The sequence below is a fragment of the Neobacillus sp. S1227 genome (assembly GCF_055385255.1).
The window spans coordinates 3,621,628-3,635,518 of the sequence record NZ_AP038276.1; the positions used below are offsets into that span (position 1 = coordinate 3,621,628).

Genomic DNA, 13,891 nt, shown 5'->3' on the forward strand with positions numbered 1-13,891 from the left:
CGCTGTTCCCTCGGTGACTTGTTTAGTATAGATGGGCAGTTTCTTTTGGCTGGCATAGCTGGAAAAACGAAGTCAAATCCTCGACCTCTTCGAAGCGGTCGATAAGGTCAATGAGCTCATTTTTTGCCGCTAAACAGATGATTTCTCCTGTGACATCCAAGAATTTCTCTTTGATTTGATCATCTGTCATCGGGGTGTCCGCACTACCAATCGCATGTTCAACAAAAAGGGAGATTTCCCGGCCATCTGTTAACTTTACAGTTAATTGGACCTGATCTTCTTTTATCTTCTCATTGATAACAAGCTTTATTTTGTCGCGAAGATTTTTTACAGAAGGGTCGTTCACATATTCATCTGTAAATTCATAGACGCCTGCCTTTAGGTTAAAGAATCCGGCAGCGACACAGTGATAGACACTAAATTTTCCTTCCAGTCCTGTCGTAATCGCCGTTTTACCCGTAAGTTCTTTCACAAGCGGATGTGCTGTGATTACAATAGATTCCACTTCTTCTGCTTGAAGTTTGTGTTCCTTTTGGATCGTAATAATCGCATCAATTGCCGGATGGGTAACGATTCCGCTAGCAAAAGGCTTGTAGCTATTTTTCTCTACTTCCCATTTTTCGCCCCATTGTTCCGTAATTAACTCTGCTTTATTCTCTTCAGATAAGACATTCAAGAATCCGCGCTCTGCTTCAAGGGGTTTTTTGGAGGAAGTAAAACCTTGAGCGCCCACAAGTGCTGCTAAAAGTCCATTCATTGCCGCTTTTCCCGGGTGATAAGGCTTTGTCATCGTGCCAAACATTTCCCGTAATCCAGTTGGATCGGTTGCTGCAATTCCCAGAGCATAAATTGTTTTTTCAATATCTAAACCCATCAGCTTACAAATTGCTGCAGCGGCCCCAATACCGCCCACACTGCCGGTAATATGCCAACCGCGCCAGTAATGAGACGGGTAGACACTTAAGGCAAGCCTCGCTTCGACCTCGCAGCCAATGATAAACGCTTCAAGAACATCCTTCCCCGTCTTCTTTTGCTGCTCGGCATAAGCGAGAATCGCTGGAAAGACTGGAGCTGAAGGATGTAATACCGTTTCTAGTAAGGTATCGTCAAAATCATAAATATGTGAAGACATCCCATTTAAAAGACTCGCAAACAATATATCTACCTTTTCATTTCTTCCCAACACAGTTGCCTGCGGCTGACTGGCTGTGAGTTTTGATACGTTAAGCACCATATCCATCGATTCATGGTTTGCCGCGCCGATAGCTACACCAAGCCAGTTTAATAGACTTCTTTTCGCTTCTCTGATCGCATTCTGGCTAAAATCCTCGTAAGAAGTATTGGTAATATGTAAGGCTAAATTTTCAGTTACCATTTGGGTTTCCTCCATCATTCGATTGTGTATTCAATTCACAAATATAGGTTCTAGTTTCGAAAATTTAAGTGTTGATTTCGCAAATAAATTTTCAATTCGTATCAATAATGAATATCAGAGTATTACCGATTCCAATAACGCTTTTGCTTTTTTATAAACTGGATAATCCACCAGTTTATTCCCAACCGCAATTGAGGCAATCCCTTGCTGCTCAGCAGCTTCAAAGGCATTGACAATTTCTAATGCCACTTCCATTTCCTTTTTGCTTGGCGAGAAAATTTCGTGTATTGGCTGCAATTGCTTAGGATGGATGGCCAGCTTCGCCTTGAACCCTAGCCTCCTTGCTCTTTGGGACTCGTTTATGAGCCCCGCTTCATTTGCAAGATCAGGATATACTGAATCGATTGGACCCCCTATGCCCGCTGCTTTTGATGCCGTTACCACCTGCGACTTGGCAAAAAGCAATTCTGTTCCCTCATCCGTTAACTCGCAATCGACATCCAATGAATAATCAATCGACCCAAATGCTAATCTTTTAATCAAATAATGAGCAGAGGCGATTTCATAGGCAAAGGTCACTCCTCTGGCGGTTTCAATTAACGGGATAACAGCAAAGGATTGGAAATCTCTTTTCTGTCTTTCGAGACAAATAACAGCTGTTTCGCATAATGTCTTCATGCTAATCGAGCTTTCAGCCTTTGGTACGATAACCCCACTGGCCCCCGCCTCGATAGCAGCTTCTAGATCCTCCCTCCAAAAATTCGTGGTCATATCGTTAATTCTGATCAACACATTTTTCTCCGGCTGATTGTTTAGCAGAAAAATTTTTGCACGTTCTCTTGCTTCTTGTTTTTCAGAGACGGCAACAGCATCCTCCAAATCAAAAATAATACAATCAGCAGCACTTGCCAGCGCTTTTTCAAACATTCTAGTGGAGGTTGATGGAACAAATAAATAGGATCTGCTCAATTTCATAGTACTCCTCCCTTTAGGATATTGGATACAGAAAAAGAACTGGCTTACCCTACTAAATGAGTAAGCAGATTCTCTTATTATCGTTATTAGGTTATTTTGCTAAAAGCAAGGATACTTGTGGGAAAATGACCACAATAGCAAGCGCAAGAACCATAAGGGCAAAGAATGGCAGTACCCCTCTAACAACTTCCCCGACCTTTTCCCTCGTGATTCCACTGACGACGAATAGATTAAGCCCAACAGGAGGAGAAATCATCGCTAACTCCATGTTTATCGTCATAATAATCGCAAAATGGATGACGTTAATATCAAATAATGCTAATACAGGTAAAAGAATTGGCAGTGTTATTAAAATGATGGCGACAGCTTCTAGGAACATACCCAGAATAAAGAACATAACATTGACACCAATCATAAAGATCCATTTATTGCTTGTACTTGTTTCAATCCAGGTAGCGAAGGCCTGCGGCACTTGTTCTGTTGTCAGGAACATACCAAAAATCATCGCCGATGCAATAACTAGAAAAATCATCGACGTAATGTTGATAGACTCCTTCGTCACTTCTCTAAATGTTTTAAAAGGCATTTCTTTGTAGATAAAGATAGAAACAAATAATCCGTAGAAGCAAGATACAAATGCAGCCTCTGTTGGTGTTACGGCACCGGAATAGATGCCGCCTAAAATCAAGACTGGCAGAAAAAATCCCCAAGAAGCTTTTGCTGTCTTTCTCCATCTTTCTTGCATCGACTGTTTTGGCAATTTACCAAAGTTATGGATTCTGGCATGAATAATCGCAGAGATTAAAAGAATTCCGCCTAACATTAATCCAGGGATGATTCCAGCAGAGAACAGTTTACCAATTGATTCTTCGGCAACCGTTCCATAAATGATTAATGGAATCGAAGGTGGGATCAGAATTCCCAGTGTACCTGATGCCGCTACAAGCCCCATTGCATATCTTTTACCATATCCTGCTTCCACCATTGCTGGAATCATAATACTTCCGACAGCAGCTGCTGTTGCAGGGCTGGAACCAGAAATAGCTGCAAAGATCATACAAGCAAGGATGGTGATAATCGCAAGCCCGCCGCGGATATGCCCTACCCATGATTTTAATGCCTCAATTAAATAGTGTGAGATCCCGCCTTTTGACATAATAATTCCAGCGAATACAAAGCCCGGAATGGCCATTAATGTGGCTGAGTTCAATGAATTAAACATCTTCTGAATAACAGTGTAAAGGGTAAAATCCGCCATTGATAAAGCAATAACACTTGATAATCCTAAACTAACGGCGATCGGTACGCGTAATAAGCATAGAACAGCAAAAAGTAAAAATAGCATTAAGACTGGATTCATACTCCTACCCCTTTCTCACCTGGTTTTCCTTCGGTATTTTGCATTGATTCATATAACTGTTCAATTTCCCCGATAAGTTCGCTTTGATCGCCTTTCCCTGCTCTGTAAGCCTTTACAAAAAAGTATAGTCCCAGTAAGCCCATTCCGATTGGGAGGACTAGATATGAAATCCAAATTGGAATACCTACATCAATTGTTTTCGTTCCTTGTTCTTTTGATAACGTTATTAATTCAATAGAAGAATAAGCAAGGTAGAAGGAAAATGCACCGCCGATTAAATTACTAATTGTGGCTACGATTCTTTTTAAACCTTTTGGCAAGACGTCAAATAATAATTCCACTTGAATGTGCCGGTTGTCTTTCAGCGCCAGCCCAAAACCGATAAAAATGGACCATGTAAGCAGAAATTCAAATATTTCCGTAATCCATGATTCTGGTGCATTGAGAACATACCTTGTAAAAACCCCATACAAACTTACAACTACTCCTCCAATAAACAGCACTCCTGCTAAACCTTCTTCGATGTGATCAAGCCATTTAAAGAGTTTCTTCATAAAAATCAACTCCTTATACTGTGGATTGTATCCAATCTACAACTGGACCTAATTTAAAATATACAAGATAGTTTCTAAAAAATAAACAGAAAATTTTATTTATTTTATATTTTTTGTGTATTCACAACGTTTATTGTTTTTGTTATAGTGGAATTATCAGCATTTGTTGAAACAACTCGAGCGTAGATTGTATCCAAAATCCATTATAATGAGGGGGTTAAAGATAGAATTTGAAATAAGAAAAATTGTGACCGCCGCTGTCGTCATTACAAGCGGACGTGCTCAACCGCAGATTGGCTCTTTACATAAAGAGCTTGAAGGAGTTTTTCCTTCATGATTCAGTAAATAGGTTTTATCGGGCTTGGTAACATGGGCTTTCCTATGGCAAAAAACCTATTAAATAGCGGATATACTGTATACAGCCCGATGTAAGCAATTCCGTGATCAATGAATTCCAGAGCTATGGCGGGAAACCAGGCAATCTTATTGATTGGATTCACAATGTACAAAATATCATACTCATGCATCCCTCATCTAAGATCAAAAATCGAGTCATTGACGAAATTATTGACCCATACGCCTCAGACCAACACACTCACCATGATCCTTTAATCACCATTGATATGAACAGCTACTACCTAGATGAAACTAGAAGAATTTTAAAAGGTTAATAGAAAAAAAGAATTAATTTATCTAAGTACCTTAATCACTTATCAGATGTAAGCGTTTGCTAAGTCCTATGGGGAGTAACCTGTTTCATGCGGGTCCAATTGGAAGCGGTCAGACATTAATCAATTTGTATTACGCTATTTATTAAAAAAGGGGGAAATCAAATGAAAAAGATTCAGAAACTATTAGTAGTAGCAGTAACACTTCTGCTGGTATTTAGCCTTGCAGCTTGCGGCTCTTCCTCAAAAGAAACAAGCAGCAGCTCATCCGGCGGTGAAAAGGGCAAATCTGGTGATGGCATTCAAGAATTGACAATCAAAATCTCCCACGTAGTGGCAGAAAACACACCTAAACAAGCCGGTGCCCTTGCGATGAAGGAATATATTGAAAAAGAATCCGGTGGTAAAATCAAGGTACAAGTTTATCCAAACAGCCAGCTATTTGGCGATAAGGATGAATATCAGAACCTAGTAGCCAATAACGTTCAGTTTATCATTCCGGACATGTCTAAGTTAGTCGGTAATGACCCTGGCTTTAACGTCCCTGCTATGCCATTCTTGTTTAAAGACGATGCAGCTGCAGAAGCTTTCTGGGATGGTGAAAAAGGCCAGGAAATCTTTAAACGCTTAGAAAAGGACGGCGTGCTTGGTGTTGCAATGTGGCCAAATGGTGCAAAACATATGACAAATAACAAGAAAGCCATTTCGAAACCGGAAGACTTAAAAGGCTTAAAGATTCGTACTCAAGGTGGACAGTTGCTCGAAGAAATTTACGGCAAGCTTGATGCTGGTTCCGTATCCATTCCATTCAACGAGCTTTACACTGCCCTCCAGCAAGGTACGGTTGATGGAGAAGAAAACACTTTTAGTAATATCGAATCAAAGAAATTCGACGAAGTGCAGAAGTATACGACTGTAATGGGACACACTCGTGTGGACTATGCTCTGTTAACTAATACGAAATTCTGGGACAGCATGAATGAAAAAACAAAAGCCATTGTTCAAAAAGGTGTAGAAGAAGGAACAAAAGTTGCACGCGAATCTGCTAAAAAGCTAAATGATGAATCCTTGAAAAAGCTAAAAGATCGTGGTCAAACCAAGATTAATGAGCTTTCACCAGCTGAAATTGAAGCATTTAAGAAAGAACTTCAGCCAATCTATGATGAATGGGCTAAGAAAATCGGTGAAGATATCATTAAGGATGCAGAAAGCAAGAATAAATAGTAGTTTATTAACCCCTAATCCATGTTGGTTTTAATAGATTAGGGGTTTTTTCATTTCATAATGCAGTCATAAGGACATATTCAGATTTCTTAAGCTTTATCTGTCCTCATGAACCCGCCATGAGGACAACTTCCATTCTCCCTAAGCTCATTCTGTCCTCATGAACCCGCCATGAGGACAACTTCCATTCTCCCTAAGCTCTTTCTGTCCTCATGAAGACGTCATAAGGACAAATACCACTCTCCCAAAGCTCATTCTGTCCTCATGAACCCGCCATGAGGACAACTTCCATTCTCCCTAAGCTTATTCTGTCCTCATGAACCCGCCATGAGGACAATTTCCAACTCCCAAAAGCTCTTTCTGTCCTCATGAACCCGCCATGAGGACAACTTCCATTCTCACAAAGCTCATTCTGTCCTCATGAAGCCGTCATAAGGACAAATACCACTCTCCCAAAGCTCATTCTGTCCTCATGAACCCGCCATGAGGACAACTTTCATTCTCCCTAAGCTCATTCTGTCCTCATGAAGCCGTCATGAGGACAAAATCCATTCTCCCTAAGCTCATTCTGTCCTCATGAACCCGCCATGAGGACAAAATCCATTCCTCCAAAGCTCTTTCTTTCCTCAATGAAGCCGTCATGGGAACAAAATCCAATTCCTAAAGCATCAAACGTCTTCATAAAACGTCCATAAGAACAAAAAAGAGGCTGCTCAAACATCCATTTGAGCAGCCTCTCTTATATTAACCACGATTATTTAAGACACCGAACAAACCTCTTTCAAGCGGCTGCAAATAGCTTCTCCAACCTCAATGGTGGAGGATGTTCCGCCAATATCCGGAGTTTTAATTCCCTCATTGGTAACATCTTCGATGGCATCCAAAAGCTTCTGGCCTAGTTCATGCTCGCCAAAGTGGTCGAGCATCATCTTCGCAGTCCACACCTGTCCGATTGGGTTGGCAATTCCTTTACCATAAATATCTGGGGCAGAACCGTGTACAGGCTCGAACATGGAAGGGTACTTCCCGTTTAAATTAATATTCGCTGCAGGAGCAATCCCGATACTTCCCATGATGGCGCCGCCAATATCTGTTAAAATATCCCCGAATAAGTTACTAGCGACAATCACGTCGAAAATTTGCGGTCTTGTTACGAAAAAGGCAGCCAACGCATCGATATGATAGGATGCGGTTTGAATATCCGCATAATCTGCTTTTACCTCATTAAACACCTCATCCCAAAACGGCATGGAATGGAAAATTCCGTTCGATTTTGTTGCGGATGTGACATGGCCTCTTCTCTGTTTCGCCAGTTCAAATGCATACCGCATTGCACGTTCTGTGCCTTTTTTAGTGAAAATCGCGTTCTGGATGGCTACCTCATCTTCCCCTCGATGAATCCTTCCGCCAACCTCACTATACTCACCCTCACTATTTTCCCTGACCACAATTAAATCAAAGTCATTTGGATTAACTAAAGGTGATTTCAATCCTTTAAAAAATTTAGCCGGCCGAATATTAATCGATTGCTCAAATTCTCTGCGAATCTTAATTAATAACCCCCATAAAGAAACATGATCTGCAACAACTTGAGGGTTTCCAATTGCCCCCAGGAAAATAGCATCAAAGTTTTTCAAGATATCTAATCCGTTATCTGGCATCATTTTTCCATGTTCTAGATAATAATCACAGCTCCAAGGAAACTCTTTGTACTCAAATTTCAAACCGCCATGTATTTCGGCTATTGTATCCAAAACTTTTGTCGCAACAGGCACTACTTCTTTCCCAATCCCATCCCCTGGAATAACAGCAATTTCTAGTTTCTTCATATTATATACCTACTTCCTTATTCACGTTTTTATTGTAATTTTCATACTTGGCTATTTCCTGTTCATACAAATCTTGACCGTGCGCATCATAGGCAACCAGTAACGGGAAATCTTCTACCTCAAGCCGCCGGATTGCTTCTGGACCTAAATCCTCATAGGCCACGATCTCAACATCTGTTACCCTTCTGCTTAAAATCGTGGAGAGCCCGCCGATTGCAGCAAAGGAAATGGCACCAAATTGCTTACACGCTTCTTTGACCATTTCTCTTCTTGGCCCCTTACCAATCGTTCCTTTTACTCCGTATTCATACATGGCAGGAGCATAGGGATCCATACGATAGGCTGTTGTCGGAGCCACTGGCCCAATGATTTGCCCCGGTTTTGGCGGACATGGACCCGCATAGAAAATGATTTCGCCCCTTAAATCGACCGGTAAAGGCTGACCTGCTTCAAGAAGGTCGACCATTCTTTTGTGGGCGGCATCGCGAGCCATGTAAATAGTCCCTGTCAGGAGAACCTGGTCGCCTATTTGCAGTTTTTGAATATCCTCATCTGATAGAGGTGTTTTTAACCGATATTCTGCCATCACGTTCCCCCCTATAACACAGCCGTCTTTTTACGAGCAGCATGACATTGAATGTTTACCGCTACCGGCAGCGCTGTAATATGACAAGCATAGGTTTCAATTGGGACCCATAGCGCCGTACTAGTCCCGCCTAACCCTTGCGGCCCAATACCAGTGTTGTTAATTTCCTCAAGGAGTTCTTTTTCGAGTTGCGCAATATGCGGTTCATGATGATGGACACCGATTTCCCTTAATACAGCATGTTTCGCCAATGAGGTTACTTTATCAAAGCTTCCGCCAATCCCCACTCCAACAACAACGGGCGGACAGGCTTTTCCGCCAGCTTCTTTAATTGTCTGTAAAACAAAATTTTTAACTCCTTGCATCCCTTCTCCAGGGAGTAAAAATTTCATCGCACTCATATTTTCACTGCCCCCGCCTTTAGGAAGGACCGTGATTTTAATCTGGTCACCGGGAACGATTTCGGTATGTACGACTGCTGGTGTGTTATCCCCGGTGTTCACGCGAATGAGCGGGTCCCCGACAACTGATTTTCTCAGATATCCCTCTCGATATCCAGTGCGGACCCCCTCTTGGATTGAATCTAAAAAGTTCCCGCCCGTAATATGGACATCTTGTCCAACCTCCACAAAAACAACGGCCATTCCTGTATCATGACAATACGGCATGTGATTGACCTTGGCCTCCTCGGCATTTTCCAATAACTGCTGCAGGATGGTTTTCCCGATTGGAGATGCTTCTGTCTTTTCTGCACGTCTAAAACCTGCTAATACATCTTCCGGCAGGTAATAGCAAGCCTCCCAACAAAGCTTAGCAACGGTTTCAATAATCTCATCTACATGAACGATTCGCAAAAATTATCTCTCCTCAAATTGTTCAATTACATGAACGATATTATTTAGATCCTCTTGCGTATGCTCTCTTAATCTATCAGCTGCTTCTTTCGGGTTTCTATCTTTGATCGCCAAGTAAATCTCCCTATGACCTTTTAAAATATCATGGGCACGGTCTTCTCCTTGAATGTTTAAAACACGGTAATAGTAGATTAAGCCATTTAAACCCTCTACAAGCATCTTTAATCTTGAATTCCCGCTGTACTGAATAATTTGTTCGTGAAAACGGGCATTACATGCTACTATAGTATCAGGCCTATCTTCCTTTATTGCTTGCTCTGTCTCTACTAACGTTTTTTCCAACTCGTGCAGCTGTTCCTCTGTTGCTCGTTCCGCAGTCAGTTCAACAGCAGTAGATTCAAGAGAAATCCGGCATTCGTAAATATCCCGTACATCCTGTAAATTTGGTTTGTAGACGGATATTTGTGACTTTTGATCCATAACTAGCAGTCCCTCGATCACCAGCGCCCGAATTGCTTCTCTTACTGGACTGCGGCTAGTATTATAAAACGTTGCAATTTGCGCCTCATATAAGCGATCACCAGGTTTGTAGGCACCACTAAAGATGCTTTCTTTTATCGATTGTTGAATTTGTTGATAATACGGTAAAGGCTTTTGCAATGGACTGCATTCCAACATATTTTCACCTCTTTTCCATTTACTTTTTTTCATTATTTGAATCCGTTTTTACCTTTTGTCGACAGTCGAGTGTTATACATTTATTATAATTAAAATTTTCAGATATTTCAAATCTCAATTTAATTTACTGGAAAATTTTAATCTTTTTCTACTCAAAAGACCCCCACTATGCTTCATATTTTACAAGTATTACGTATTCCTAAAAACTTTATTGAAAGGTTACATCATTTTTTTCAAACAGATTAGTATTAACCAACTTATGTATATCTCCATTTTGTAAAACGGTGTGATGAGTGTGCCGCTCTGGTATTTTGCAGTTTTCCGATATGAGAATGGCCTATGGTAAGAAATTGAAGAGGGTTGGCACTCCAACCCTCTTTTTCAGTTCGTTTTTTATAAAAGGATTACCAGCCGCGGCTTGAACCGCCGCCGCCTGATGAACCTCCCCCTCCACCTCGGCCGCCGCCCCCTTTTCCTCCGTCTCTTGACAGAATGGAAAGAACGAGATAGGTCAGCGTCCCTCCAAAAAATTGGAAATCAAGAAACACCAGGATAATGACCACAAGAAAAATCAACCAACTTGGAATGCCAACTCCTTCATCCCCATTTGGCTGGTCGCCAGCTTCACCATTTTCGGCGAGAACCTCTTTTGCCAGTGCCTTATATGTTTCGATAACGGCTATATTGGGCTGTTCACTTTTTAAGTTAGGAATCGCATATTCATCAAGAATTCTGCCTGCTTTTCCATCAGGAATCCTCCCTTCCAAACCATAGCCAACTTCAATCCTCAATTTTCGCTCGTTCATGGATAAGAGGAGGAGCACACCATTGTTGTCCTTGCTGTTTCCAATTCCGTATTGCCGAAATGCTTCATTGGCATATTCCTCGATGGAGCGGCCGCCTATTGTTGGGACCGTTAAAACGACAATCTGCGCAGTTGTTTGGTCTTCAACCTTTCTTCCTAATTTTTGTAATTCCTGTTTTTCCTTATCATTTAATATATGGGCAAAATCCTGGACGTAAATGTCGCCAACTGGTTCTGGGATTAGGACATCCTCCGAATATGCCTTTCCTCCAAAAAGGAAAATAGTCAAAAACACCAAAAGAAAGCTGATGGCCTTCTTTGCCTTCATTATCCGTTGCCTCCTCCAAAATCAACCTTCGGAGCTTCAGAGGCCTTGGGATCTGCTTCAAAATATTCTTTTTCATCAAAACCTGTTATTGCTGCAATCATTACTCCCGGGAAGCTTTTTACTTTTTTGTTATAAACCGCAACCTGGTCATTATAATCCTTGCGTGCAACGGCAATTCTATTTTCTGTTCCAGCTAATTCATCCATTAATTGTGTAAATTGACGATCTGCTTTTAGATCGGGATAGTTTTCAACCACAACCAGCAAACGGCTCAAAGCCCCAGTTAATTCAGCGTTAGCAGTCGCCTCTTCCTCTGGCGTTTTCGCACCGGCAAGCCTTGCACGTGCATCTGCAATAGAAGTAATGACTTCTTCTTCGTGGGCCGCATACCCTTTTACGGTATTTACTAAGTTAGGTACCAGGTCCAGTCTTCTTTGCAGTTGATTTTCAATTTGAGCGTAAGACTGGTCAACATTTTCCTCCAAATCAACGAAATTATTATAACTGGACATCAACATAAAGCCGAAAACAACAATAATCGCGGCAACTATACCTATTCCAACTAACCATTGTTTCAATTTAACCACGCCCTTTCCTTACACAGTATATAAACGCTTGAAAATAAGTGCCCCACTTTTGGGAATATTTTCTGAAAGTACAAATACAGGGCTTAATGATTTTATATTGATAAAACGCAAAAAAAGCTGAACTTAAAGCACTTAACATGCTTTTAAATCAGCTTCTTTGTGTTATCTTACGTGACCATTTCAGGTCATTATATTTTTTAAAACCATTTCCGTACTTACATGATAAAGCTGAATCAGCTTCTGTCACTCTTTTGATGTTAGTAAAAATATAAAAAAAGTAGGAAAATATAGCAGTATTTCTTCCGCTATATTCTCCCACCATCTTATCCATATATCAGGGAAAACTTGAATTGAAAGTATTGCCATGCACATAAGAATTTTTAGACTTCCGATTCTTTTTCAAACACTTTTGTACTTCTTACTGTGTCAATTGGACGGACCAGTTTTTCAATTTGCTCGCGTTTCGATTCAAAAAATGGCGGTAATGATAGTTTTTCACCAAGTGTTTCATATGGTTCATCCCCCATAAAGCCCGGTCCATCTGTTGCAATTTCAAACAGGATTTGCGGAGCAACATTTGTATATAATGAACCAAAATAATAACGTTCCACAAAACCGGAATTCGGCAAGCGGTAGGATTGCATTCGGCTCGTCCATTCATCTATTTCAGCACGGTCCTCAACTCGGAACGCTGCATGGTGTACAGTACCAAACCCTTGACGTGCCCGGGGAAGAATGGCATTATACTCAACAATCACCTGTGCGCCATTCCCGCCTTCTCCTGTTTCAAACAAATGGTAAGAGCCATCTTTATCAATTTCTTTAAAAAGGAATACCTCTTCCATAATGGCTTTAAAGTAATCGAAGTTGGAGACCCGGACGAAGACCGGCCCTAATCCAGTGATGGCATGTTCTAATGGGATTGGTCCATTTTGCCATGGTATGCCAGCAGCTACACCTTGATTGTTCTCATCGGAAATCAATTGGTACTGCTGATCATCGAAATCCACAAATGATAGTGTTTTCTTACCAAATTGTTCTTTAATTCCGGTATGTTCTATATTTAATCGGTTAAACCGTTTTACCCAATATTCTAATGCTGCATCATTCGGTACACGAAAGGATGTTTTTGAAATCTCGTCGGTCCCATGAACCCCTTTTGGAATTCCGGGGAAGTCAAAGAATGTCATGTCGGTACCTGGACCGCCTACATCATCTGCAAAAAATAAATGATATGTTTGAATATCGTCTTGGTTCACAGTTTTCTTTACTAAACGCACCCCTAAAACATATGTGAAAAATTCATAAATTTTTTCAGCGCTGCTTGTAATCGCTGTAACGTGATGTATACCCTTTAATTTGTTCATATTTACTTCCTCCCGTTGTAATATTCTCCTCTATCTAGTAAAACTGGCTTTTGGTTCTTATCTAATGTAATCACCATATCCGCCATGCCAACAAACAAACCATTTTCCACCACACCAGGAATGTTACTTAGGATACTTTCCAACTCTTGTGGCTTTGTGATGCCAGGAAAAGAACAGTCAATGATAAAGTTGCCATTATCCGTTTGATACGGCTTTCGGTTCTTTTGACGCAATTTAGTTTCCACTTGTAATTCCCTAATATAATTCTCAGTCTGCAGCGCCCCAAAAGGAACGACTTCCACAGGAAGCGGAAAGCTGCCCAATGTTTTTACCATTTTCGAAGAATCTGCCACTACAATAAATTTTTCCGCTGCCCTGGCTACGATTTTTTCCCGAACTAAAGCTCCGCCGCCACCCTTAATGAGGTTCAGGTTAGAATCGACTTCATCTGCCCCATCAATTGCAATATCAATTTTTTTAACCTCATCCATACTTGCTAATGGAATTTGTAATTTTTTTGCTAATTCTGCAGTTTGAACCGAGGTAGGGATTCCTTGAACGGAAAGCCCCGCTTCCACTAGTGCTCCAAGTTTCATAATCGTAAAATAAACGGTTGAACCAGTCCCTAGCCCTACTACCATCCTGTCCTCAATGAAATCGGCTGCTAGTTCTCCCACTATTTTCTTTTCATTCAAGGTCTC

Annotated in this window: 15 protein-coding genes and 1 pseudogene; 3 read left to right on the forward strand and 13 right to left on the reverse strand. The window is 41.1% G+C overall.

The genetic code is table 11. The annotated features are described in order from the left end of the window. Window positions 1–22 precede the first annotated feature (22 nt). The 4 genes from ACZ5AE_RS18005 to ACZ5AE_RS18020 all read right to left on the reverse strand — a co-directional run bounded on the left by ACZ5AE_RS18005 (window position 23) and on the right by ACZ5AE_RS18020 (window position 4,264). A complete protein-coding gene (locus ACZ5AE_RS18005) occupies window positions 23–1,375 on the reverse strand; it encodes an MmgE/PrpD family protein (protein WP_464565983.1) in 1,353 nt (450 codons plus the stop codon). 114 nt (window positions 1,376–1,489) lie between these two features. Continuing rightward, window positions 1,490–2,350, reverse strand: coding sequence for an HpcH/HpaI aldolase/citrate lyase family protein (locus ACZ5AE_RS18010; protein ID WP_464565984.1), 861 nt, complete (start codon window positions 2,348–2,350; stop codon window positions 1,490–1,492). Window positions 2,351–2,441: 91 nt separating this feature from the next. After that, a complete protein-coding gene (locus ACZ5AE_RS18015) occupies window positions 2,442–3,710 on the reverse strand; it encodes a TRAP transporter large permease (protein ID WP_464565985.1) in 1,269 nt (422 codons plus the stop codon). Next, on the reverse strand, window positions 3,707–4,264 hold the full coding sequence (locus ACZ5AE_RS18020) for a TRAP transporter small permease (protein WP_464565986.1): 558 nt from the start codon (window positions 4,262–4,264) through the stop codon (window positions 3,707–3,709). The genes ACZ5AE_RS18015 and ACZ5AE_RS18020 overlap by 4 nt, the downstream gene beginning before the upstream one ends. A gap of 208 nt (window positions 4,265–4,472) precedes the next feature. On the opposite strand from ACZ5AE_RS18020, the gene ACZ5AE_RS18025 reads away from it, so the two are divergent. The 3 genes and pseudogenes from ACZ5AE_RS18025 to ACZ5AE_RS18035 all read left to right on the forward strand — a co-directional run bounded on the left by ACZ5AE_RS18025 (window position 4,473) and on the right by ACZ5AE_RS18035 (window position 6,156). Next, on the forward strand, window positions 4,473–4,601 hold the full coding sequence (locus tag ACZ5AE_RS18025; RefSeq protein WP_464565987.1) for a hypothetical protein: 129 nt from the start codon (window positions 4,473–4,475) through the stop codon (window positions 4,599–4,601). 8 nt (window positions 4,602–4,609) lie between these two features. After that, a pseudogene (locus tag ACZ5AE_RS18030) lies at window positions 4,610–4,693 on the forward strand (NAD(P)-binding domain-containing protein); the annotation flags it as partial. A gap of 404 nt (window positions 4,694–5,097) precedes the next feature. Further along, entirely contained in the window at window positions 5,098–6,156 is a 1,059-nt protein-coding gene (locus ACZ5AE_RS18035) for a DctP family TRAP transporter solute-binding subunit (RefSeq protein ID WP_464565988.1), read from the forward strand. A 574-nt stretch (window positions 6,157–6,730) separates the two neighbouring features. Here the strand turns inward: ACZ5AE_RS18035 and ACZ5AE_RS18040 are convergent. The 9 genes from ACZ5AE_RS18040 to rpiA all read right to left on the reverse strand — a co-directional run bounded on the left by ACZ5AE_RS18040 (window position 6,731) and on the right by rpiA (window position 13,885). Beyond that, the gene (locus ACZ5AE_RS18040) at window positions 6,731–6,877 is read right to left on the reverse strand and encodes a hypothetical protein (RefSeq protein ID WP_464565989.1); all 147 of its coding nucleotides are present in this window, start codon (window positions 6,875–6,877) and stop codon (window positions 6,731–6,733) included. A gap of 37 nt (window positions 6,878–6,914) precedes the next feature. After that, the gene (locus ACZ5AE_RS18045; protein WP_464565990.1) at window positions 6,915–7,985 is read right to left on the reverse strand and encodes a tartrate dehydrogenase; all 1,071 of its coding nucleotides are present in this window, start codon (window positions 7,983–7,985) and stop codon (window positions 6,915–6,917) included. A 1-nt stretch (window position 7,986) separates the two neighbouring features. Further along, on the reverse strand, window positions 7,987–8,571 hold the full coding sequence (locus tag ACZ5AE_RS18050) for a FumA C-terminus/TtdB family hydratase beta subunit (protein ID WP_464565991.1): 585 nt from the start codon (window positions 8,569–8,571) through the stop codon (window positions 7,987–7,989). Between the two features lie 11 nt (window positions 8,572–8,582). Further along, window positions 8,583–9,425, reverse strand: a complete 843-nt coding sequence (locus tag ACZ5AE_RS18055; RefSeq protein ID WP_464565992.1) for a fumarate hydratase — start codon at window positions 9,423–9,425, stop codon at window positions 8,583–8,585. Between the two features lie 3 nt (window positions 9,426–9,428). Next, on the reverse strand, window positions 9,429–10,136 hold the full coding sequence (locus ACZ5AE_RS18060) for a GntR family transcriptional regulator (RefSeq protein ID WP_464565993.1): 708 nt from the start codon (window positions 10,134–10,136) through the stop codon (window positions 9,429–9,431). Between the two features lie 371 nt (window positions 10,137–10,507). Then, entirely contained in the window at window positions 10,508–11,236 is a 729-nt protein-coding gene (locus tag ACZ5AE_RS18065; RefSeq protein WP_464565994.1) for a TPM domain-containing protein, read from the reverse strand. Continuing rightward, the gene (locus ACZ5AE_RS18070) at window positions 11,236–11,754 is read right to left on the reverse strand and encodes a LemA family protein (protein WP_464573658.1); all 519 of its coding nucleotides are present in this window, start codon (window positions 11,752–11,754) and stop codon (window positions 11,236–11,238) included. The genes ACZ5AE_RS18065 and ACZ5AE_RS18070 overlap by 1 nt, the downstream gene beginning before the upstream one ends. Before the next feature lie 449 nt (window positions 11,755–12,203). Next, the gene (locus ACZ5AE_RS18075) at window positions 12,204–13,190 is read right to left on the reverse strand and encodes a ring-cleaving dioxygenase (RefSeq protein WP_464565995.1); all 987 of its coding nucleotides are present in this window, start codon (window positions 13,188–13,190) and stop codon (window positions 12,204–12,206) included. Between the two features lie 2 nt (window positions 13,191–13,192). Continuing rightward, window positions 13,193–13,885, reverse strand: a complete 693-nt coding sequence (gene rpiA, locus ACZ5AE_RS18080) for a ribose-5-phosphate isomerase RpiA (protein ID WP_464565996.1) — start codon at window positions 13,883–13,885, stop codon at window positions 13,193–13,195. Window positions 13,886–13,891: the final 6 nt, after the last annotated feature.

Coding starts and splice junctions, on each gene's coding strand:
- ACZ5AE_RS18005 (WP_464565983.1), bottom strand. CDS start 1,375: ATGGTAACTGAAAATTTAGCCTTACATATTACCAATACTTCTTACGAG.
- ACZ5AE_RS18010 (WP_464565984.1), bottom strand. CDS start 2,350: ATGAAATTGAGCAGATCCTATTTATTTGTTCCATCAACCTCCACTAGA.
- ACZ5AE_RS18015 (WP_464565985.1), bottom strand. CDS start 3,710: ATGAATCCAGTCTTAATGCTATTTTTACTTTTTGCTGTTCTATGCTTA.
- ACZ5AE_RS18020 (WP_464565986.1), bottom strand. CDS start 4,264: ATGAAGAAACTCTTTAAATGGCTTGATCACATCGAAGAAGGTTTAGCA.
- ACZ5AE_RS18025 (WP_464565987.1), top strand. CDS start 4,473: ATGAGGGGGTTAAAGATAGAATTTGAAATAAGAAAAATTGTGACCGCC.
- ACZ5AE_RS18035 (WP_464565988.1), top strand. CDS start 5,098: ATGAAAAAGATTCAGAAACTATTAGTAGTAGCAGTAACACTTCTGCTG.
- ACZ5AE_RS18040 (WP_464565989.1), bottom strand. CDS start 6,877: ATGTTTGAGCAGCCTCTTTTTTGTTCTTATGGACGTTTTATGAAGACG.
- ACZ5AE_RS18045 (WP_464565990.1), bottom strand. CDS start 7,985: ATGAAGAAACTAGAAATTGCTGTTATTCCAGGGGATGGGATTGGGAAA.
- ACZ5AE_RS18050 (WP_464565991.1), bottom strand. CDS start 8,571: ATGGCAGAATATCGGTTAAAAACACCTCTATCAGATGAGGATATTCAA.
- ACZ5AE_RS18060 (WP_464565993.1), bottom strand. CDS start 10,136: ATGAAAAAAAGTAAATGGAAAAGAGGTGAAAATATGTTGGAATGCAGT.
- ACZ5AE_RS18065 (WP_464565994.1), bottom strand. CDS start 11,236: ATGAAGGCAAAGAAGGCCATCAGCTTTCTTTTGGTGTTTTTGACTATT.
- ACZ5AE_RS18070 (WP_464573658.1), bottom strand. CDS start 11,754: ATGTTGATGTCCAGTTATAATAATTTCGTTGATTTGGAGGAAAATGTT.
- ACZ5AE_RS18075 (WP_464565995.1), bottom strand. CDS start 13,190: ATGAACAAATTAAAGGGTATACATCACGTTACAGCGATTACAAGCAGC.